The sequence below is a fragment of the Nannocystis exedens genome (assembly GCF_002343915.1).
GTDB classification, from domain to species: domain Bacteria; phylum Myxococcota_A; class Polyangia; order Nannocystales; family Nannocystaceae; genus Nannocystis; species Nannocystis exedens.
Genome location: NZ_NETK01000001.1, coordinates 6,359,012 through 6,378,976, shown reverse-complemented (window position 1 = coordinate 6,378,976; position 19,965 = coordinate 6,359,012). Strand labels below are relative to the sequence as shown.

The window sequence follows — 19,965 nt, the reverse complement described above, 5'->3', positions numbered from 1 at the left end:
TCCCCGACGGATCGCCGTCACCCGGCGATGATTCGATGCTCCGGCGCCGAGCCCTCGCGGGGCTCGCCGAACGCCGGAACTACCGACGTTCCCATCCTGCGCCTGCCCAACCGCGCAGGACGGCGATGCTTGTCGCGGACAAGTCACCGGCCCGACCTCCGCCGTCGACCTCGCCACCTCGGTCTTCGCCGAACGCTCGCGCCCGCCGGCGACGCCGTTCCCTCGCCGCTTCGCCGAACGCTCGCCACCTCGCGCCCGCCGGCGACGCCGTTCCCTCGCCGCTTCGCCGAACGCTCGCCACCTCGCGCCCGCCGGCGACGCCGTTCCCTCGCCGCTTGGCGGTACGTTTCGACCTCGCCGGCCCGTTCGCCCGGCGGCCCGCGCTCACGCCGCGAGCGGCGCCTGCCGGCTCACTTCTGCGGCCCGAGGCGGGCCTCGAGGGCACGGATCCGGGCCAGCACGTCGGCGTGCTCCGAGGACTTGGCCCAATTGGCCTGGATCGACGCCATCTGCTCGTCGTACTGGCGGTACATCACTCGCGCGCGCCGCAGCCGCTCGGGGTCCGGCGTGACCTCGTAGCTGCGCTCGTAGACCACCGCGAGGTTGAAGATCACCGCCCCGAGCACCTCCGGCGCGGCCGGGTCGTTGCTGCTGCGGATCAGCTCGTAGGCCGCGCGGAACTTCTCGATCGCCACGTCGAAGTCGGTCAGCTCGTAGGCCTTTTGGCCCTCGTCGTAGAGCTTGCGTGCCTTGGCCATCGGGTCGCCGGGGCCCGGCGTGACCGTCGACGGCGGCGGCGGCAGCGGCCCCCCGAGCTGGGAGTCGGGTGCGACCGGCGCCGGACCCGGCGGCGCGCCCGGAGCCATGCCGACCACGCGGGCCCCGACCACCTGGCCCGGCTCCCCGTCGCGGCGCAGGGTGATCTTCGCGTCGTGGTCGATGTAGACCTGCGCGCTGACCTGGTGCCCGTCGGGCCACTTCGCCAGCAGCGTGGTCGGGTCGTCGTCCGACACCGACCAGCGCTGTTGGCGGCTGGTCTCGCCGTTGACGGTGACCTCGGCGCCGGCCGGCACGGTCTCGACGCGGACCACGGGGCGCGCACAGCCGAGCGTCGCCACCAGCGTGAGGCACCCGAGGGTCGAGGCGATCGCAGAGCGTGGGCCTGGCATGCGCGGGGTCAGGATACACTCTCGCCGGCGATGGAGAAACCCGGCCCGTGGCCGCCCCGGCCCCAGCTCGACGCCCTCCACGCGCGCTACGTGGTCGAGGTCGTCGAGGAGCTCAGCCTGTGCCCGTTCGCTCGCAAGTGTCGCGAGCTCGGGCGCCTGCACCGACCGACCTTCCCGAGCCCGCCGAGCCCGCACGAGGCCGCGCGCCGGCTCGCCGACCTCGCGACCGCGCACCCCGACGCCGAGGTCGTCCTGCTCACCTTCATCACCCGCGGCGCCGTGCCCGGCACCCCGCCGGCCCCGAGCCCGGCCGAGCGGGCCTTCGCCGACACCGAGCTGTTCGAGGAGTACGTCCGCGAGGTCCGCGACGTCTACGCCGGCCTGCCGCGCGTCCCCGCGCGCTTCTACATGGTCGCGTTCCACCCGGCCTACACGCGCGTCGACACCCGCCGCCCGCTGACCCCCGACTCGCTGGTCCCGCTGCTGCGCCGCACCCCCGATCCCGTGATCCAGTGCATCCGCGCCGACCTGCTCGACCAGATCCGCCGCCAGGCCCAGACCGCCGCCGAGGCCCGCTTCCGCGAGGAGATGGCCCGCCTCGGCCCCGAGTTCCTGATCCTCGCCGAGCGCGCGATCAAGGCCGACCCCGAGCTCAGCCAGGACATCGCCCGCCACAACTTCGACAGCGTCGGCGCCGGCCCCGGCCGCGAGCGCCTCGAGGCGACGATCGCCGACATCCTCGCCCGGCGCCGCGCGCTCGAGCCCGAGTGAACATTCTTCAAAAAGACATGCCCTTGAGGGCATGTCCAGGAGAGCATGCTCTCGAGGACATGGCTCTCCAGACACCCTGCGCCGGCCGGCCCGGGGACCAGGATCGGTCGACCGAGCGCTGCAGCGAACCGGCACGGTCGAGCCCGCCGTCGCGCTCCGTGGCGGGCAGCATCGCCGGCGCTGCGCGGGTCGTCGGCGACGCTCTCCTCGCTCCTGACCGCGACCGGCGAATCGCGCGAGACTGCGATCCACCGCCCGCCGCTCCCCGTCCGGCCCGCCCCCCGGAGAACCCCACCCGGGGACGCTGCGCCGCTCTCCAGCGCGCCGGGAGGCCGGCGCTCGCCGGGCCGGGGCGACCTCGTACCGCCGCCGCGCGGACGCGCTATCCTCGGCGCGCATGTCCGAACGTCACGTGCAATGCAGCGCCTGCGAGGTCCTGCGCCCCGAGAGCGAGGCGCACAACATCCCGACCCTCGCCGGCGAGCAGTACGTCGACGGCTACTACTGCAGCGCCCACGCCGGCGCCGCCCTCGACGCCGCCCGCGCCCACGTCGCCGGGCTCGACTTCGAAGACGACACGCGCGACGACATGATGCCGCTCGTCACCCTGCACGCGCTGGTGCGCGCGCGCGGGCTGATGAGCGAGTCGCTCGACCCGCCCGCGCCCGGCGAGGGCCTGGAGCGCGTGCGCAACGAGGCGCTGGCGCTGCTCGACCTGCTGAGGCACACGCGCCTGCCGATCGTCGAGCCCTCGGCCCTGTGCTCGGGCTGTTACCGCGCCGTCCCGGCCTCGCAGGTCCGCGTGATCCCGTGGTTCAACGACCACGCCGCCGCCTTCGTCACCACCTTCCGCTGCGGCGACTGCTTCGCCGCCTCGCTCGCCGACACCCGGGCCCGCCTGACCTTCGGCGGCCCCGGCGAGGTCGCCCGCCTGGCCGAGTTCTTCCACCGCCACGCGGTCACCATCCACGAGCACCGCCGCGGCGACCCGCCCGAGGCCGTCCGCCCGCTGCTGGCGCTCGCCCTGGACCACCTGGCCGCCGGCACGCTGAAGCTGCAGATCGGCGAGACCGTGCCGCTGAATGACGTTCGGTCCGCGCCATCCGGCCCGCCGCCCGCCGCCGCGCCGGCGCCCTCGACCCCGCCCGAGCCCGCCGCCGCGCCGCCGCCCGCGGCGCCCGAACCGCGTCCCGGCCCGTCTCTGTGGCAGCGGATCCGCCGGGCCTTCGGCCGCTCCGGCGATTGACCTCATGGACATGTCCTCTCGGACATTGTCATCGGGGCATGTCCGGTGAGACATGCACTGACCTGCGCATCGGAGGCCTGAGGGCTTCCGGCGACACACGCCTCGCGCGCCAGGCCACACGAGGTCGCACTGGCGGAACTTCGCCGCGGCCGTCGACGGGGTCGGGGCTGGCGTACACTGCGACGCGGTCATGGCACCGGATGAAATCGAACCGATGGTCGACGCTCCGCTGCTCGAGGCCGTGCGCACCGGCGGCCTCGAGGATGTCCGCCGGCAGATCGCCGCGACCTCCGACCTCGACGCACGGGGCCACGCGTATGGTTACACCGCGCTCGAGCTGGCGCTCGCGCTCGGGCGGGTCGACGTGGCCCGGCTGCTGCTCGACGCCGGCGCCGACCCGAACGCGCCCTCGCCGAACGACACCGACGCCCTGACGGTGGCGATCGAGGAGTTCGCCGAGGCGGCGCACCCCTTGATCGATCTGCTCCTGGACCACGGCGCGCGCCCGACCGACGCGGCGCTGTGGGCCGCGGCGCAGGCCGGCGACCTGTGGGCCGTCGATCGCCTGCTCGCGGCGCTGTCCGCCGAGTCGGCCTCGAGCCGCGACCTCGAGGCGCTCGAGGGCGCCCTGCTGGCGGCCGCGGTCCGGCGCGGCGACGCGGCCCTGTTCGAGCGCGTGCGCGCCCGCAGCGACGAGATGTCGGCGAACTCGCTCCAGTGGGCGTTCGAGGCCGCGGCCGACAGCGGTCAATCGGGCATGTGGGGCCGGCTGCGGCAGCTCGGCGAGCCCGACCTGCCGCGCGCCCTGCAGTCGGCCGCGCTCGCGTTCCTGCGCAACGGCACCCCCGCCCAGTACGACCTGCTGCGCCGGATCACCCGCGAGGCCGGACCGGACGCGGCCAGCCGGCTGTTCGCGTTCGCCGTCACCTGCGGGCTCGACGTCTCCGACCGCACCGAGGCCCTGCTGACCCTCGCCCGCGAGTGCCGCGGCGACCTCGAGGCCCGCGACGCGAGCGGCATGACCGCCCTGCTGATGGCCGCCGACCGCCATCACATCCAGCACATGCGCCGGCTGATCGCCCTCGGCGCCGACCGCCACGTCCGCGACCTCGCCGGCCGGGGCCTCAGCGCCCACGTCGAGCGCTGGCCGCAGAGCGTGCGCCTGGCCGAGGCCCGCGCCTACCTGGCCGAGCTGGGCGTGCCGACCGAACGCCCCGCCGCCTCGCAGCACGCCGTCCCGCGCGACCCCACCGGCCTCGCCGTCCTGCTGGGCCTCGCGATCGGCGTCGGGGTCCTCGCGGTCGTGCTCCTGCTGCACGGGCTCGGGCTGCTGTAACTCGCGGCAGCGCCCGATGACGTGGCCCCGAAGACATGTCTTGATATTCGTACTCGAGTGCGCCGGCGAGCGGGCACCGTCCGGCTGACGCGAGCGATCGGGCTCCAGCGCTTGTGACCTGCCTCGACGATCCTCGGCGCGGCCCGGAGTCTGGCCAGAGCGCCGGCGTCCCGTCTGCAGATTCGGCGCCGCCGACGTGAGTCGTTGCCGCGACCTCCGGGCCGCTCTCGAGCGGCGAGCGTCACCCCATCGGCCCGCTCCGGCCCCTGGCGTTCATGCCACGGCCGGCGACGAAACTCGTGACCGGAGGTCGCTTGAATCCTCGCGGTCGAGATGCTCCACTGAGACGGCGGCGGGTCTTGGCGCCGCCGCTGGGGACAAAAAGTATGAAAACAATGATGGGTCTATGGGCCACGGCGCTGGCGACGTGCGCGGTGTTGCAAGCGAGTTGCATCGACGAACCGATCGACGCGGAGGAGCGGGCCCTCGGCGACGACGACGACGACGCGCTCGAAGTGGCGGCGGCGCAGCCCCGGGCCGCGCGGCTGCGCGAGGCGTTGGCGATCGCCGCCATGCGATCGTCGGAGGCGGCGACCGAGGCGCAGATCCTGGATCTGATCGACGAAGCGGACGATTACAGCGAGGCGGCCTTGCTCGCCCGCGTGGCCGGCGGGGCCTTCGCGGGCGCGGTCCCACCCATCCCGCAGGAATTCATCGACGAGATCGGCCCCGGAGCGGCCGACGTGTACGTGTTCGAGAGCTGGAACGTCATCCATTCAGAGGCGGTCAGCGAACGGCTCCGGCTGCTGCGCGAGGCTCGGGATGCCTGGCTCGAGACCCTCAGCGACGCGGATTTCGCCGCGTATGCGAGCCAGGCGGAGACCGAGCACGAAGGACGGCGCCGCGATCTCGCGCTCGAGCTGGGACGAGCGTTCGACGCCCGCCCCGACATCGCCGTGGTCGAGGCGTCGGACGGATCGATCTGGCGGCGCAAGCAGGTCATCGCGACGCTGACGAACGCCGCCCCGCGCGGCGGCGAGCCGGGCGGCGGTCCGCTGAGCCAAGAGGACCTCGAGCTGGCGCAGCTCGGCGAACCGGACATCTTGCTGTCGCCGCCGCCCGGGGCGGTCAAGTTGAGCGCGAAGCCGCTGGGCCCGGTGCGGCAGATCAACGGCAGCGACCAGCGAGACCTCCGCAGCGCCTTCAACGGGCACACTCTGGCCAGCTCGGTGTGGGGGCCGCAGATGCTCCTGACCGGCGTGAACGCCGACGTCGATCCCCCCAACGGTGTGCCGATCGACGTCCGGTGCTCGGGGACCAAAATCTCGGAGCGGATTGTCGCCTCGGTCGGACACTGTCTGTTCAGGGACGGGGCGTGGAACGACACCCGGCGGCTCGTGCCGATCGCCGACGGGATCGCCGACAGCCAGCTCGGGACCGACCCCTCGCCGGAAGGCACCACGACGTCTCAGAACCGTCACGTGCGCAGCACGTGGTTCGACCACGAATGGGCCAACCACGACTTCGGCGTCCTAGTCCTGTTCGATACCTCGGCGTTTCGCTGCTGGTGGTGGCACGGCTGGCAGGAGAACACCAGTGGTCTGACTCAGGACAACGTGTTCATCTACGGGTACCCCGGCGAAGGGCAGCCCTGCGCCGCCTCACCGCGAGGCGACGGCGCCTGCTGGGGCTCGCTCTACGGCGCCGGCGGCTCGGTCCAGACCGAGGGCGCCTATCGGTTCCACTATTACATCGACACCCAACCGGGCCAGAGCGGCGCCGGCGTGTACAAGACGTCGGCGAGCGGCCGCTCGCTGGTCGGCTCTCACCGCGGCGAGTACGGCTGCTGCATGAACGACGCCTCGCGCTTCAACGGCAACAACACGGACGTGATCCAGGGCGCCCAGGCGGACAACCCTGCGACCCCGTGTTAACCTCCCTCCACTCCCCTTGGGCCCGCGAGCACGGGCCAGAAACGAGCGCCTCGATGGCGAACGCACGGCGAAGATCTCCCTGGCTCACCTCTTCGAGCGCGACGGCGTCGGTGTGCGTCCTGCTCCATACGGCGGCCTGCACCCCCGAGGGGGGCCGCTGCGAGGTCGTCGAGACCAAGACGCTCGCCGACGACGAGGCCTCGCCGCAGGGCATGAGCGCCCTCGACGTCCTGGCGCTGGCCCAGCCGCACGAGGCCGCCTTCCAATGGGACCTGACAGCTGACGGTGACAACCCGACCAACGCCGATCCGCAGGTTGCGACCAGCGTCTCGGTCACGGTCGAGCGCGGCCCCGGCGATGTCCGTTACGTCGTCACCGAGCAGCGCGGAGACACCGAGGAAGACGCCGGTTGCGGCCCGAGCCTGTACGTCCCGATCCGCCTGCGGATCGTCACCGGCGACGGCGCGCTGGACGACACCTTCACCGGGGACCTCGTGTACGGCGCGGAGAAGCCCGGGATCGCGTGGATCACCGCCGCCTTCGCCTTCGACGACCTCGCGGGCACGCTGCGTCCGAGCGTCAGCGGCTCCGCGGGCGAGGTCCACGTCGAGTTCGGCGCCGAGCCTCGCGGCTGGATCGCCGTCCGCGACGAGACGCAGGGTGCCAACGCCGTGACCGAGGCCTGGGCCATGGCCGGCCACTGGGGCGACGTGCCGCCGCTCGAGTGAGGCACGAGCGCGCGAGCCGTCGCAGGAGGGCCTCGCTTCGCGGCCGCAGTGAGCCCCGCGCCTCTCCGCGGATACATTCACGCGCCGCTGGCGGGTCGCCCTGCGAGCAATTGTGCCCCCGCGACGCCGGCGGTCGACGGCCCGCCGCGGGCTATGCTGCGGGGCATGCAAGGCTCCGCGCTCGCGCTGCTCGTCCTCGCCTACCTCGCCGCGCTCGGCGTCGCCGTGTGGAGCGACGTCTCGCCGGGGACGCTGCTGACCTGGGGGGCCGGCGGGGCGGCGCTGATCTGGCTGGTCGTGCTGGTCACCTTGCCGTGGAACCTGCACTTCCGGGCGCGCGAGGTGCTGGCGGAGATGCGGCGCTCGCGGGAGGCCGGCATCAGGGTCACCGACGAGCAGCTCGCGTTCGCCGAGCGGGTCAAGCGCTGGACCCTCTTCACCAGCCTGACGATCCACTTCGTCTCCGCCGGCGTCGCCCTCGCGGTCGCGCTGCTCACCCGCTCCGACCTCGGCTATCCGTTCGCCGGCTTCTATTTGTTGTCGTGCCTGGTGCGCCCCGCCGCCGCGTCGATGCAGCAGCTCCGGCGCCGCCTCGAGGCGCTGGCCGAGGACACCCGCTTCCCGCGCGACGACGTGATGAAGCTGCGCGGTCAGGTCGGCCGCCACGAGGCCGTCGTCGAGCGGCTCGAGGAGGCGCTCAAGCAGCTGCGCGAGGAGCACGACGCGCTGGTCGCCCGCGCCGATCGCCAGCGCGCCGAGCTCGAGCAGAAGATCGCCGGCCTGGCCCGCAAGTTCGAGGACAGCCTCGACCGCCTGACCGACAACCGCGAGCTCATCGCCGGCATCAAGGCGTTCTTGCGGATGATCCGCGAGGGCGACGCCGACGCCCGCACGTGATCGGCCTGGCGGGCCCGCGCCGCCCCGCGCTATCCTCCTCGGCGTGGACGACCGCGATCGACTCCTCCTCGACGCCTGGCGGGCCGGCGATCGCAAGGCCGGGCAGGAGCTGGTCGAGCGCCACTACGCCGCGGTCTACCGGTTCTTCTTCGGCAAGGTCCGCGACTCGGTGTGCGAGGACCTGTCCCAACAGACATTCGAGGTCGTGTGCCGCCGGCGCGACGCCTACCGCGGCGACGGCAGCTTCCGCGCCTACCTGTTCGGGGTCGCCCGCTTCGTCCTGATCGGCTGGGCGCGGCGGCAGCGGCGGTTCGAGCCGACCGAGGACAGCCTGCCGGCCGACGCCGAGTCGCTGCCCGGGCTCTTGGCCGACCGCGAGCTGGTCAAGATCGTCGCCACCGCCCTGCGCGGCCTGCCGCTCGACGACCAGTTGGTCATCGAGCTCAAGGACTGGGAGCACCTCACCCAGGCCGAGCTCGCGGCGCTGTTCGAGGTCCCGCAGGCGACCGTCGCCCGTCGGCTCCAGCGCGCGCGCGCGCGCCTGCGCGCCGCGGTCGAGCGGCTCGTCGACGACCCGGCCCTGCGCGACCGTACCCTGCGCGGCCTCGAGAGCTGCATGGAGAGCATCCGCCTGGAGGTCGATCGCCGGTTCGGCCCGGCACCGCGCGGCCAGGACCCGCAGTGACCGACGACGAAAAAAAATTCGCGAGCCCCGGGGATCAGCCCCCACGGTCGCCGCACTTGGCGGCCGTACCCCCGGAGTTCGTCATGCCGCCCGTCACCGCCCGCCCCGAAATCCCCGCGTCTCACGTCGTCCGCGCCGCCCAGGCCCGCCTGCTCGCCCACATCGGCGAGGCCGACCTCGACTCCTCGCGCTCGCCGACCATGGCCGGAGCCAGCGCCCCCTCGGTACTCGCCGACCCGACCTCGTGGCCCGGCCCGTCGCGCGCGCCCGGCCGGCCCGAGAGCGACGAGCGCTACGAGTTCGGCGAGGCCTTCGCGACCGGCGGCCTCGGCGTGGTCCGCCGCGCCCGCGACCGCCGCCTCGGCCGCGACGTCGCCGTCAAGGAGCTGCTGCGCACCGACCCCGCCGCCGAGCACCGCTTCGCGCTCGAGGCCGCGATCACGGCCCGCCTGCAGCACCCGGGCATCGTCCCGCTCTACGACATCGGCCGCCACTCGACCGGCGAGCCGTACTACTGCATGAAGCTGGTCGAGGGCCAGACGCTCGAGCACCAGATCCGCCAGCGCCCGCGGCTCATCGATCGGCTGGCGCTGATCGAGCACGTGATCGCCGCCGCCGACGCCGTCGCCTACGCGCACCGCCACGGCGTCCTCCACCGCGACATCAAGCCGGCCAACATCCTCGTCGGCGAGCTCGGCGAGGCGGTGGTGATCGACTGGGGCCTGGCCAAGGACACCACGAACCCCGGCCCCGAGCCGTCGACCGACGCCGGGTCGCCCGCGGGCGCCAGCGGCGTCGTCTCGACGATGACCGAGCACGGCACGATCCTCGGCACCCTGCGCTACATGCCGCCGGAGCAGGCCCGCGGCGAGGCCGTCGACGCCCGCGGCGACGTCTTCGCGCTCGGCGCGGTGCTCTACCACGTGCTCGCCGGCGTCCCGCCCTACGCCGACGTCGACAGCCGCGCGCTCGCCTCGCGCGTGGTCGAGGGCGCGGTCGACGACCTGCGCGAGCGCGCCCGCGAGGCCCCGCGCGAGCTGGTGGCGATCGCCCAGCGGGCCATGGCCCTGCGCCCCGAAGATCGTTACGCCAGCGCCGAGGCGTTCGCCGAGGACCTGCGCCGCTTCCTCACCGGCCGCCTCGTCGACGCTCACCGCTACTCCGCCGGCGAGGTCGTGCGCCTGTGGCTGCGCCGCCACCGGGCCGTCGTCGGCGTCGCCGCGGCCTCGCTGGCCGCGCTCGCGGCCGGGGGCGCCTACGCGGTGCAGAACATCCGCCACCAGCGCGACGCCGCCGAGACCGCCCAGCTCCACGCCGAGGCCGCCCGCGGCGAGGCCGAGGCGGCCCTCGTCACCGCCCGCCGGCAGACCAACGAATCCTTGCTGGCCCAGGCCCGCGCCGCCCTCGACAGCGACCTCGCCGACAGCCTCGGCGCGCTGGCGCGGGTCGACCTGTCCGAAGAGACAATCGCTCGTCGGGCCCGCCTGCTCGCCCTCGCGGCCGAGAGCCGGGGCGCGCCGACGCGGGTGCTCCGCGGCCACGCGCGGCCGGTCGCGCAGGTCGTCGGCCTGGCCGACGGCAGCCTCGTCAGCGTCGACCTCGCCGGCGACGTGTGGCAGTGGGACCCGCAGCAGGGCACCGGCGCGCGCCTGTTCGACCTCCACGAGCAGGACGTGCAGCTCGTCGCCGCCCGCGACGTCCCGGCCTTCGCCGCGATCGGGGCCCGCAGCGCCCGCACCTGGCGCGACGGCGCCGCGCAGGAGATCGACGTCGGCATGGTCGACCGCGGCATGTACCGCGCGCTGCACTACCGCTGGCAGATGTCGGCCGGCGGCGAGGCGCTGGCCGCCCTCGGCGAGCCGAGTTCCTCCCACGGGCGCCCGCCCGGCCCGCCGGCCTACGTCTGGGACCTGTCCCAAAAGCCAGCCAAACTCGACGTCGTCCCGGGCGCCCGCGGCCTCACCGCCGCGCTCAGCCCCGACGGCCGCACCGTCGCCTACGACGACGCGACGCACGCGGCCTTTATCCGCACCGGCGGCGCGTCGAGCCCGACGCCGGCGATCGCCGGCGCGCTCGAGTTCTCGAGCAGCGGACAGCACCTCGTCGCCTGGGCGCCCGACCAGCCGCCGCGGCACGTCGCCTACACGCCGGCGACCAGGGAGGTCCGCCCGCTCGGGCGCTGGACGCTGGCGATCGCCCCGAACGACCGCGCGCTGGTCCTCGACGCCGACGACTTCACCGGCATGATCTCGCTGTCGATGCGCTCGCTCGCCACCGGCGAGACGCTGTGGACCGGGGCGCCGGTCGAGTCGGGCAACCTCGTCGAGTGGGGCCCGACGCAGGAGTACGACGTCGTCGTCGACCCGCACGGCGACGGCCTCGCCCTGCGCACCCCCGACGCCTGGCTGCTCGGCTCGCAGGCCGACGGCGACCTCCCGCGCCGCCTCGACACCGGCGACCGCCGCCACGGCACCTACGCCGGCGACGGCCGCTTCGCGCTCGCCCATCACGACGACATCCACGTGTGGGACGCCGCCCCGCCGAGCCCGAGCGCCCAGGGCCTCGCCTCATTGCACGTCGGCATGGTCTCGGTCGACGGCCGCCGCGGGGTCGTCTACTCCGAGAAGAGCCCGCCCCGCCTTCGGAACATGTTCTCCGGGACATATGATGATTCCTGCGTCGACGGCCTCAGCGTCGAGCAGCTCCTCGACCGCGAGGCGCGGGCGGCCGTCGGCGGCAGCGGCCGGGTGCTGTTCGTCGACAAGGCCGGCAAGGCCTGCCTGAGCGACGCCGCCGGCCGCCACGCGTTCGCCGTCGCGCCGGGCATCACCAGCGCCGCCCTGGCCGACGCCGGCACCGCGCTGACGGCCGGCTTCGGCGACGGCGCCGTCCTCACCTGGCGCGACGTCGACGCCGCCCCGCGCAAGTGGGAGCTCGGGGCCGAGGTCGTCGCGCTCGCGGTCACCCGCGGCGGCGACGGCGTGGTCGCGCACACGCGCACCGGCAAGGTCTTCGCCCTCACCGACAGGGCCGACAAACCGCTCGAGATCGCCGCCGTCGACCCGGGCCCGCAGAGCAGCTTCTACCGCCCCCCGCAGACCGTCCTCCACCCGCACGCCGCGGTCGCCGTGGTCCCGCTGCCCGGCCAGGACGCGATCGCCGTCCACGACTTCGCCAGCGGCGCGACCGCCCGCCACGCGCTGACCCTCCCGGCCGTGCCGACGGCCGCCTACAGCCCGAGCGGCGCGACCCTGGCCGTCGCGGTCGCCGGCCGCCGGGTCCTGCTCCTGCAGGGCGGCGACGAGCCCGGGCGCGAGCTCGCCCTGCCCGACGAGGCCCGCGGCCTCGCGTTCGTCGGCGAGGACGAGCTCGCGGTGCTCGGGGCCACCGGCGCGCTGCTCCGCGTCGACACGCGCATCGGCGAGGCGGCCGTCATCCGCCGCGGCTGGACCCCGCCGCTCGACGGCTTCGTCGCCCAGACCCGCACCGTCCTCGCCACCGACGAAGGCGGCACGACCCTGGCCTTCCAGGAGGCGGACTTCACCGTCACCGTCCAGCCGGCCGAGTCCGTGCCGCGCGACCCCGCCGCCCTGGCGACCTGGCTGCAGGCGCGCGGCCGCCAGCTCGGCGGCTCGTGAGCCCGACGCATGTCCCGTCGGACATGCCCTGAAGGCCATACGCGAATGCGCTCGCCGCGGGCCCGCGCGCGGCACTTCGAGTCCGACGCCGGCTCGGGGCCCTCGCGCCAGCGTATGCCGCAGACGAGGAGCCGCGATGAAGACGCAGCCCGATCGCTCGCAGCAGCACCCGCTCCAGTCGGGCATCCGCGCCGGCAACGACATGGCGATGAGCGCCATCGCCAACCGAGGCGATGGATCCTCGCGCGGACGGAGCGAGGTGGCGAGGGCGCCGTCGCCCACCGAGGCGACGTTCTCGCGCCGGCGCCGCGCGCCGACCCGAGACGGGATCGACGAGCGCCCGCCGACCAGGCGAATCGCGTGCCGCGCTGCCCTCGTGAGGCCGCGCCACGGCGACAGCGAATGTCCCCGGAGACGAATTTGAAATTCGTCGCATGAGGCTTTCGCCGCGCGGCCCCTCGGCGGCGCGCCTCACCGTTGAGATCCTTGAAAAAGTCGCAGTGGAACGACGCCTGCTTTGCCGGCGCTCGCATGACCTTCGGATCTCGCCTGCTCTTCCCGACCCTCCTCTTGACAATCGGCGCCCTGGCGCCGTTCACCGGCCAGGCCTACGAGCTCAAGGTGCCGTGGCGCGGCGACTCCTTGCCGGCCGATTCGTACATGCGCACCACCGGCCACGCCGACTACGACTGCACCGGCACCGGCGTGTGCGACCTCGACATCTCGGCCATGCGCTGGGACTTCGCCACCGGCAGTTATTCGTGGCACCGCATCGACGCGACCGCCCCGTACGGCCGCTCCGACGCCGTCGGCTGGGAGCTCCCGCTCTACTCGCCGGTCGACGGCGACATCATCGCCTGCTTCCGCCGCCTGCCCGACGACAACGAGGACGGCAGCGAGCCGAGCGCGTGCCCGGGCACGCTCGGCGCGCAGAACCGCTGCGTCGCCGGCGGCAACCACGTCATCATCCGCACCGCCGACGGCCACCTGATCTCCCTCAATCACCTGCGGCAGGACTCGATCCCCGCCGCGCTGTGCCCGATCGCCGACACCATGCTGTTCGACGACGACCCCAAGTTCTGCAGCCTGTCGGGCTGGAACCCGGCGCTGCGCGAGGGAGCGCGGCTCGACAATCGCAGCATCGCCCCGATCCCGGTGCGCAAGGGCGAGTTCGTCGGCCGCGTCGGTCTGTCCGGCAACACCAACGGCGTGCACCTGCACATGGGCGTGGCCGAGTTCACCACCGACCCGAGCGGCAACTACTGCGCGCGCAAGTCGCCGTCCGAGTTCCGCGAGGGCTGGTCGCAGGTCCGCACCCCCGGGGTCGCGCCCGCTCCGGGCGACTGGGATCGGCTGCAGGGCAGCGAGCTGCCGATCGACGGCACCACCGACTTCCTGCTGTGGCCCGACCCGGTCGGCGAGCGGGTCGACAGGCTGCAGGTCGAGCCGGGCACGGTGCCGGCGCTGGCCCTGACCGAGCTGGGCGGCGTGGCGGCCTATCGCAACAGCGCCGGCAACCTCGCGGTCAACGCGATGCTGTTCACCTCGACCGACATCCTGCTCGGCGTCGGCGAGGAGGAGGGCGCCGTGGGCGAGGTCGCGGTCTCGCGGATCAACAACACCGCCGGCCACGCCCTCGTCGCCGTGCGCAACGGCAGCGACAGGCTGCAGCTCATCCCTTACTACGTGAACGCCCTCGCCGACGCCGTGCGCGGCGTCGGTCGCACGGAGTCGACGCCGGGGGTCGGGCAGATCGAAGCCACCGCTTCGCCGACGCACGACGGCGCCGTCGTCGCCTTCCAGAACAGCAGCGGCGCGCTGTCGGTGATCAACTACGGCGTCACCCTCACCGGCACCGAGGAGCTCACCGTCGACCGCCGCGCCAGCGCCTCGCACAGCGCCGCGATCGCCGACGTCGACGTCGCCACGGTGGTCATGGGTCGCGGCGTCGGCGAGTCGTCGGGCGCGTGGAAGGGCGTGGTCACCGTCGAGCAGCGCAGCGCGGACGACACCGTGTGGCTGCGCACCTGGCAGATCAACACGGCCGGCACCAGCGTCGCTCTCGTCGACAGCCAGCAGGTCAAGGACCTCGCCTCCAACGCCGCCTTCACCGCCGCCGACGTCGACGTCACCGTCACCGGCAACCTCGGCAGCCGCGAGTTCGCCGTCGTCTCCGTCGCCACGCCGTCGGGCTTGCGCGTCCAGAGCTGGCAGATCTCGAGCGCGGGCCTGCTCGCCCGCGTCGACCAGTGGGACGCCGGCGCCGCCAGCGAGCTGTCGTCGGCCCGGGCCGGGGCGCAGGACGCCGCCCTCGGCCTGCGCACCGGCGCCGGCGTGATGTCGCTGATCTCGTTCCACGTCGACGCGGACGGCCACCTCGGCCGCGCCGGCACGGTCGACGCCGGCGCCGTCTCGTCGCTGGCGGTCGACGGTCGCCCCGGCGCGCAGCGGCTGGTCGCCCTCGCGCGGGACGCCGACGGCGAGATGACCCTGTTCCACCACCCGACCAATTATTCGGCGCTCTATTGAGCGTCGTCCGCCGGCGCCGGGGTCGCTCCCGGCGCGGGCATCGTCGGCAGCGCTCACTTGTCCGGCTTGCGCTCCTTGAGGAAGCGCAGGTCGCCGCCGACGTCGTGCAGCGACGTGATCGGCACGACCACCGGCACGTCGGGCGTCGTCTCGAGCACCTTCGGGTTGCCGCCGGACCAGGTGATGCGGTTGATCCGGTGCTGGATCCGCCACTTCCCGTGGACCTTGACCAGGCGGTCGTCGTAGTAGCCTTGGCCCTCCCAAAAGTCGCCGCCGGGCGTGCCGGGCTTGATCAGGCGGAAGTGCCCGTAAGTCATCGCCCAGCCCTCGTTGCCCTGGAGGTCCCACAGCGTGTTCGACATCGTGTGCTGCGTCCCGCTGTACACCGCGTGGATGACCGCGAAGATCTGCTTGAACGTCTCGAGGCCGGTCCACACCGCGCCCTCGCCGTAGTCGGCGATCACGTCCTGTGTGAACACCTCGTCGAACAGGTCCCACTGCTGGGTGTCGATCGCCAGCGCGTACAGGTGGACCAACGTCAGGATCGTGTCGGCTTCGCTCTGAGACATCCCCAAGGCCTTTCGCGATTGTTTCTTCCCCGAAGAAACGCGCACCACGGCGCCCGCGCCGGCCGTAGAGCGGCCGCAGCGAGCGCTTCAGCGTAACACACGGCACTCGCCGTTCGACGGGAGAATGCGCGCACCGTTCGCTGTCACGATCGCCGACCTCGCCGCCGCCGACCCAGAGCCTCCACGATCGCCCGATCCGTCGCCGCTCGCCGCTCGCCGTCACCGGACGCCGGACCGACGCCTGCTGCCCGCTGGCCGAGCTCCACGCCGACGACGGCCCCTTCCGCTCCCCGCCCTTCATGAAGCAATACCGCGAGAAGGCCCACGCCTACGGCCTGCGCACCTGCCTCGCCGACCCCGTCCCCGCGCCCGACCTCGCCCCGGGATGCACCACGCGGGCCGAGATCGCGCCGGTGCCCGCGAGGGGAGCCGAGTTGACATGACCAAAGAGACATGTCACTGGACCGGCGGGCGTTCACGGCCCGCCCACCGCGGCCCTGCGGCTCTCGACGAGTGTCCACGCCCCCGTGATCGACCTGCCCCAAGCGACATGTCACTCACACGAAGAAGCTCGCACCTCCCTCGAGGCATCGCCGCCGCGACCCGTACGGACGACTCGACGAGCGCCTCGCGACCGGCGCGAGCGACATGTCCCACGAGGCATGTCCACGGCGGGCCCGAGCCGCCGCCGGCGAGCGGCCCGGCCGAGCCGCCGCGCACATCGCATGTCCTTGAGGACATGCCCATTCGCGCGCGAGCTTTTCAAGCCATGTTCTTCGGGACAGCCGCGCCGCCGCGCCGCCGCGCCGCCGCGCCCTCGGCGATCCACCACAGCAGCGGCAGCGCGGCCACCAGCAGGGCCAGCCCGGTGGGCGCCCAGGCGAAGCGGGTCGCGGCCTCGACCAGCGTGCGCAGCGGGCCGCCGGGCGCGGCGTGGGCGGCGACCTGCAGCCCGACCACCGCCGCCGCCGCGAACGTCAGCACCTCGAGCAGGATCGCCGGCGCCAGCACCCGGCGCTCGCGGGCTCGCAGGTGGGCCAGCGCCTCGACCAGCGGCGCCCGCCGCATCAGCGCGACCGGGTCGACCGGGCGCGGCCGCGGCTGCGGGCTGCGGGCCAGGCTGTCCATGAAGACAGCCACCGCGCGGTCGCGCGGGTCGGCGGGCGCGCGGTCGGGCTCAGTCGCGGGAGCCGGGGCCGCGGGAGGGCGCGAGGGCGGGTGGGTACGCATGGTTGCCTGGGCTTTCGGGTTGCAGGAGGTCGGCCAGCCGCGCGCGGGCGCGGCTCAGCAGCACGCGGACGCTCGCGGGCTTGACGTCGAGGATCTCCGCCATCTCGGCGTGGTCGTGGCCGTCGACGTAGGCGAGCCACAACAGGGCCGCGTCGCGCCGCGGCAGGCGGTCGAAGATCGCCTGCAGCTCGCCGCCCTCGCCGGGCTCGGGCGCCCGCGGCGGCGCGGCCTCGTGGGCGAGCAGCAGCTCGCGCAGGCGGGCGCCGAGGCGGGTGCGCCGGCGGTGGTGGTCGGTGACCAGGTTGGTGGCGATCCGGTAGAGATAGGCCCGCTCGGCGCCGGCGCGCACGCGGCCGGGCGGCAGCTGAAACAGCCGGCAATAGCTGTCCTGGACCAGGTCGTCGGCCACGGCGCGCTCGCCCGTGAGGCGGTAGACGTAGGCCCACAGCCTGGCGTGGGTGGCGGCGTACAGCGCCTGGAATCGGTCCTCGTCCATGAAGCCTTGCGCTCACGAGCTCGCCAGGTCGCGGTACGGCGAGGAGCTGCGCCCCCGGCCGCGGTCGCCGAGGATCTCCCACCGCTGCGCCAGCTTGTACGCCACCGCGGCGCCGAGGAGAAGCGCCCCGCCGAGGCACAGCAGCAGGGTGCCGGGGATGACCATGTCGCCGTAGCCGTCGAGCGCCGCCGACAGCACCAGGAACGCGAGGCCGAGGCCCGACAGGGCGATGCCGCCCTGGACGCTGCGCAGCAGCCGGCGCTGCAGCGGCGGCTCGCCGTGGTCGAGCAGGCGCAGGAACTCCTGCCCGGCCACGCCGCCGAGGAATTTTTCCAGGGCCTCGGGGTCGTTGAAGCGCTCGAGGGTCCGCACCCCGAGCTCGAACCGCCGCTGGGTCTCGTGCTCGGCCCGCAGGCGGGACTGCCGGATGACGAACCCGACGAGGAAGAAGAAGGTGAGCGGGATCAGGATGGCTTCGAGCTCGATGTCCATGGCGACTCCGTGCCCCCAAGACGCCGGCCCCCGCCCCGAGGTTAACAGCCCCTCGCCCGGCGCCCGCTCCGCCGAAAAACCCTCGACTGCTGACCGCATGTCCAGGGGCGGGCAGCGCGGCGCACGCCACGGGCATTGTCCATGGTACATGTCATAAAAGACATGTCCGTTCATTCAGCCGCGCGCTGCGTCAGCGTGACACCGACGACCCGTCTCCGGCCGGCCCTGAAAGCCCGCTCCGTCGCCGTCCCTTGGCAGTTGGAGCCATCGACCGCGTCCGAGCAAAGTTTCTTGCGGCCCTGGCCGTCGGGTTAGGCTGCGCCCATGGTCCTTGCTTGTCCTTCTCGTCCCCTCGCGCTCGTCCTGCTGCTGGCCGCCTGCAGCTCCACGCCGGACGGCGCCACCACCGAAACCACCGTCGGCATCGATCCGAGCACCGGCTCGACCGACGCGCCGAGCACCGGCACCGCGAGCACGGAGCCGACCACCGGCACCACCGCGCCGACCACGGGCGACGTCACCACCGACGCGACCACGACCGACGCGTCGACCACCACCGACGCGACGACGACCGACGCGTCGACCACCGACGCGACGACGACCACCACCACCGGTGACACCACCACCGACGGCCTCGTCTGCGACCTCGTCGAGATCACGACCGAGCAGGCGCACGCGTACGGCGGCGACGTGCTCGACTGCGGCATCGTCGATCCGTGGAACAACACCGTCGAGGAGTGGCAGACCGCGCACACCTGCGCCCTCGATGCCATCGCCGCCGAGCAGCAGTTCCAGCTGGTCGTCTGGCTGCAGGGGATCGACAGCGACGTCGGCCGCGGCTACATCGGCGTCGCCGCCCGCGAGTACACGATCGAGGAGATCTGGTTCGACACCCTCGGCGTGCCGATCACCAGCAAGGCGGACTGCACGTCCCTGGCCCCGATCGACGGATGTTACGACTTCCTCGGCAGCCCCTGCTTCAGCTGCGAAGGCCTGAGCAACGGCGAGACGCTGTGCGACCTCCCGTGAGTCACGCCCGTCCCCACATCGGGTCGAGGCGGCGGGCGAACGCGTCGGCCGCCGCGTCGTACGCCGAACGGTCGGTGGCCCGGCACGGCGCGTAGCAGCGGAGCATCGCGCAACTCGGGTCGCTGTCGAGCTCGACGTGGATGAGCCCGCCCTCGAATTCGAACAGCTCGCTGCGGCCGATCTGCGACGCCACGACCTCCGGGCCCAGCGCCCGCAGGCGGGCGCGCGCCGCCTCGGAGACCGGGTACTCGAGCTGCACCGAACGGCTGAGGTAGAGGTAGCGGACGATGAACTCGATCGCCCACGTCGACACCCGCGGCGCCACCTCACGGACGCGCTCGAACTCCCGGTCGCGCCCGAAAGAGACGGCGGCGAAGTCGTGGGTGGGCGGGTCCTCGCTGCCGAGGTCACGCAGCAGCGGACCCCAGTGGCGATCGTTCTCGCCGGACACCAGCAGCGAGAACGCCCGGCAGCCGGGCACCTGCGTGAGGCTCAAGGCGTCGCGCAACACCTCGACCCAGGCACCCAGCCGGGCGAGGTCGTCGAGCAGCACGATCCACTCGCGCACCGCCGGCGGGAGCCGCCGCTTGACCCGCGCCTCGGCCTCCTCGACCCGCGAGACGGTGCGCCCCACCGGTCCGGTGTCGATCCCGTGCCAGCGCAGCAGGAATTCGCGGAGGATCGCAAAACGGCCCGTGGTGTCCTCGGGCAAGCGGTGCAGGGTCGGCTGATACGACGGCGACACGGGCGGCGATCTTACCCGCATCGCCGACCCACGGACGCGCCCGTGGGCCGGCGCCGCGGCGTTTTTCAACCGCCGGCGACCTTGCAGTCGTACAGGCACTCGCCCCGGTCGTTCTGGCAGATCTGCCACGAGTTGCCGGCCGCCAGGCAGGCCGCGTAAGCGGTGCCGCACTTCTGCTCGCAGGTCACCGCCGACGCTCGCGGGGCGCCGAACGCCGCGAAGCACACGCCGATCATGAATGCCATCAGGGTCCGTTTTTTCATGGCTCGTCCTCCCGGCGCCCCAGGCGGAGCGCCTGTCTGTCGGTTCGTCGAAACACCGCGGCCCTCGCCGCCGGACGCAGCGCCCGGCAGAGCCGCGGTGCTCCCGACAAAGCAGTCGGCGTGCCGCACCGCGTCCGCCGAAAAGCCGAGCTATGATCCAGGGCGGCCCGAGCCCCGTCGAATCGTCGCATGCGACAATTTTTGAAAT

At 73.4% G+C, this 19,965-nt stretch carries 18 protein-coding genes; 11 read left to right on the top strand and 7 right to left on the bottom strand.

What is annotated here, in order from left to right:
* Positions 1–410: 410 nt before the first annotated feature.
* On the bottom strand, positions 411–1,169 hold the full coding sequence (locus NAEX_RS25070) for a tetratricopeptide repeat protein (protein ID WP_143141391.1): 759 nt from the start codon (positions 1,167–1,169) through the stop codon (positions 411–413).
* A 30-nt stretch (positions 1,170–1,199) separates the two neighbouring features.
* Between NAEX_RS25070 and NAEX_RS25065 the strand changes: the two genes are divergently transcribed.
* The 9 genes from NAEX_RS25065 (at position 1,200) to NAEX_RS25025 (ending at position 14,933) form a co-directional block, all read left to right on the top strand.
* Positions 1,200–1,940, top strand: coding sequence for a hypothetical protein (locus NAEX_RS25065; RefSeq protein WP_096330007.1), 741 nt, complete (start codon positions 1,200–1,202; stop codon positions 1,938–1,940).
* A 397-nt stretch (positions 1,941–2,337) separates the two neighbouring features.
* A complete protein-coding gene (locus tag NAEX_RS50670; protein ID WP_170135995.1) occupies positions 2,338–3,186 on the top strand; it encodes a hypothetical protein in 849 nt (282 codons plus the stop codon).
* Positions 3,187–3,400: 214 nt separating this feature from the next.
* Complete coding sequence (locus tag NAEX_RS25055) at positions 3,401–4,522, top strand: ankyrin repeat domain-containing protein (RefSeq protein WP_170135994.1); 1,122 nt, start codon at positions 3,401–3,403, stop codon at positions 4,520–4,522.
* A 395-nt stretch (positions 4,523–4,917) separates the two neighbouring features.
* Entirely contained in the window at positions 4,918–6,456 is a 1,539-nt protein-coding gene (locus tag NAEX_RS25050) for a trypsin-like serine peptidase (RefSeq protein WP_143141393.1), read from the top strand.
* A gap of 53 nt (positions 6,457–6,509) precedes the next feature.
* Entirely contained in the window at positions 6,510–7,184 is a 675-nt protein-coding gene (locus tag NAEX_RS25045) for a hypothetical protein (RefSeq protein WP_143141394.1), read from the top strand.
* A 165-nt stretch (positions 7,185–7,349) separates the two neighbouring features.
* Entirely contained in the window at positions 7,350–8,081 is a 732-nt protein-coding gene (locus NAEX_RS25040; protein ID WP_143141395.1) for a hypothetical protein, read from the top strand.
* A 43-nt stretch (positions 8,082–8,124) separates the two neighbouring features.
* Positions 8,125–8,766: an RNA polymerase sigma factor gene (locus tag NAEX_RS25035; RefSeq protein ID WP_170135993.1), complete on the top strand. Its 642-nt coding sequence runs from the start codon at positions 8,125–8,127 to the stop codon at positions 8,764–8,766.
* Positions 8,767–8,849: 83 nt separating this feature from the next.
* Positions 8,850–12,404 (top strand): serine/threonine-protein kinase, encoded by a 3,555-nt coding sequence (locus tag NAEX_RS25030; RefSeq protein WP_096330000.1) that lies wholly within the window; start codon positions 8,850–8,852, stop codon positions 12,402–12,404.
* A 531-nt stretch (positions 12,405–12,935) separates the two neighbouring features.
* The gene (locus NAEX_RS25025; protein WP_096329999.1) at positions 12,936–14,933 is read left to right on the top strand and encodes a M23 family metallopeptidase; all 1,998 of its coding nucleotides are present in this window, start codon (positions 12,936–12,938) and stop codon (positions 14,931–14,933) included.
* Positions 14,934–14,986: 53 nt separating this feature from the next.
* Here the strand turns inward: NAEX_RS25025 and NAEX_RS25020 are convergent, their stop codons facing one another.
* A complete protein-coding gene (locus NAEX_RS25020) occupies positions 14,987–15,502 on the bottom strand; it encodes a nuclear transport factor 2 family protein (protein WP_096329998.1) in 516 nt (171 codons plus the stop codon).
* A gap of 299 nt (positions 15,503–15,801) precedes the next feature.
* On the opposite strand from NAEX_RS25020, the gene NAEX_RS50665 reads away from it, so the two are divergent.
* Complete coding sequence (locus tag NAEX_RS50665) at positions 15,802–15,945, top strand: hypothetical protein (protein WP_170135992.1); 144 nt, start codon at positions 15,802–15,804, stop codon at positions 15,943–15,945.
* A gap of 319 nt (positions 15,946–16,264) precedes the next feature.
* Here NAEX_RS50665 and NAEX_RS25015 read toward each other — a convergent pair whose 3' ends face one another.
* The 3 genes from NAEX_RS25015 to NAEX_RS25005 are packed head-to-tail and all read right to left on the bottom strand — an operon-like array spanning position 16,265 to position 17,720.
* The gene (locus NAEX_RS25015) at positions 16,265–16,630 is read right to left on the bottom strand and encodes a hypothetical protein (RefSeq protein WP_096329997.1); all 366 of its coding nucleotides are present in this window, start codon (positions 16,628–16,630) and stop codon (positions 16,265–16,267) included.
* Between the two features lie 49 nt (positions 16,631–16,679).
* Positions 16,680–17,228 carry an RNA polymerase sigma factor gene (locus NAEX_RS25010; protein ID WP_096329996.1) on the bottom strand — a complete coding sequence of 183 codons (549 nt, stop codon included), beginning with the start codon at positions 17,226–17,228 and terminating at the stop codon, positions 16,680–16,682.
* Between the two features lie 12 nt (positions 17,229–17,240).
* The gene (locus tag NAEX_RS25005) at positions 17,241–17,720 is read right to left on the bottom strand and encodes a hypothetical protein (RefSeq protein WP_096329995.1); all 480 of its coding nucleotides are present in this window, start codon (positions 17,718–17,720) and stop codon (positions 17,241–17,243) included.
* Between the two features lie 324 nt (positions 17,721–18,044).
* Here NAEX_RS25005 and NAEX_RS25000 point away from each other — a divergent pair, with 324 nt between their 5' ends.
* Entirely contained in the window at positions 18,045–18,749 is a 705-nt protein-coding gene (locus NAEX_RS25000) for a hypothetical protein (RefSeq protein WP_096329994.1), read from the top strand.
* Between the two features lies 1 nt (position 18,750).
* Here NAEX_RS25000 and NAEX_RS24995 read toward each other — a convergent pair whose 3' ends face one another.
* On the bottom strand, positions 18,751–19,494 hold the full coding sequence (locus tag NAEX_RS24995; RefSeq protein ID WP_096329993.1) for a hypothetical protein: 744 nt from the start codon (positions 19,492–19,494) through the stop codon (positions 18,751–18,753).
* 65 nt (positions 19,495–19,559) lie between these two features.
* Positions 19,560–19,757 (bottom strand): hypothetical protein, encoded by a 198-nt coding sequence (locus tag NAEX_RS24990; RefSeq protein ID WP_143141396.1) that lies wholly within the window; start codon positions 19,755–19,757, stop codon positions 19,560–19,562.
* Between the last annotated feature and the right edge of the window lie 208 nt (positions 19,758–19,965).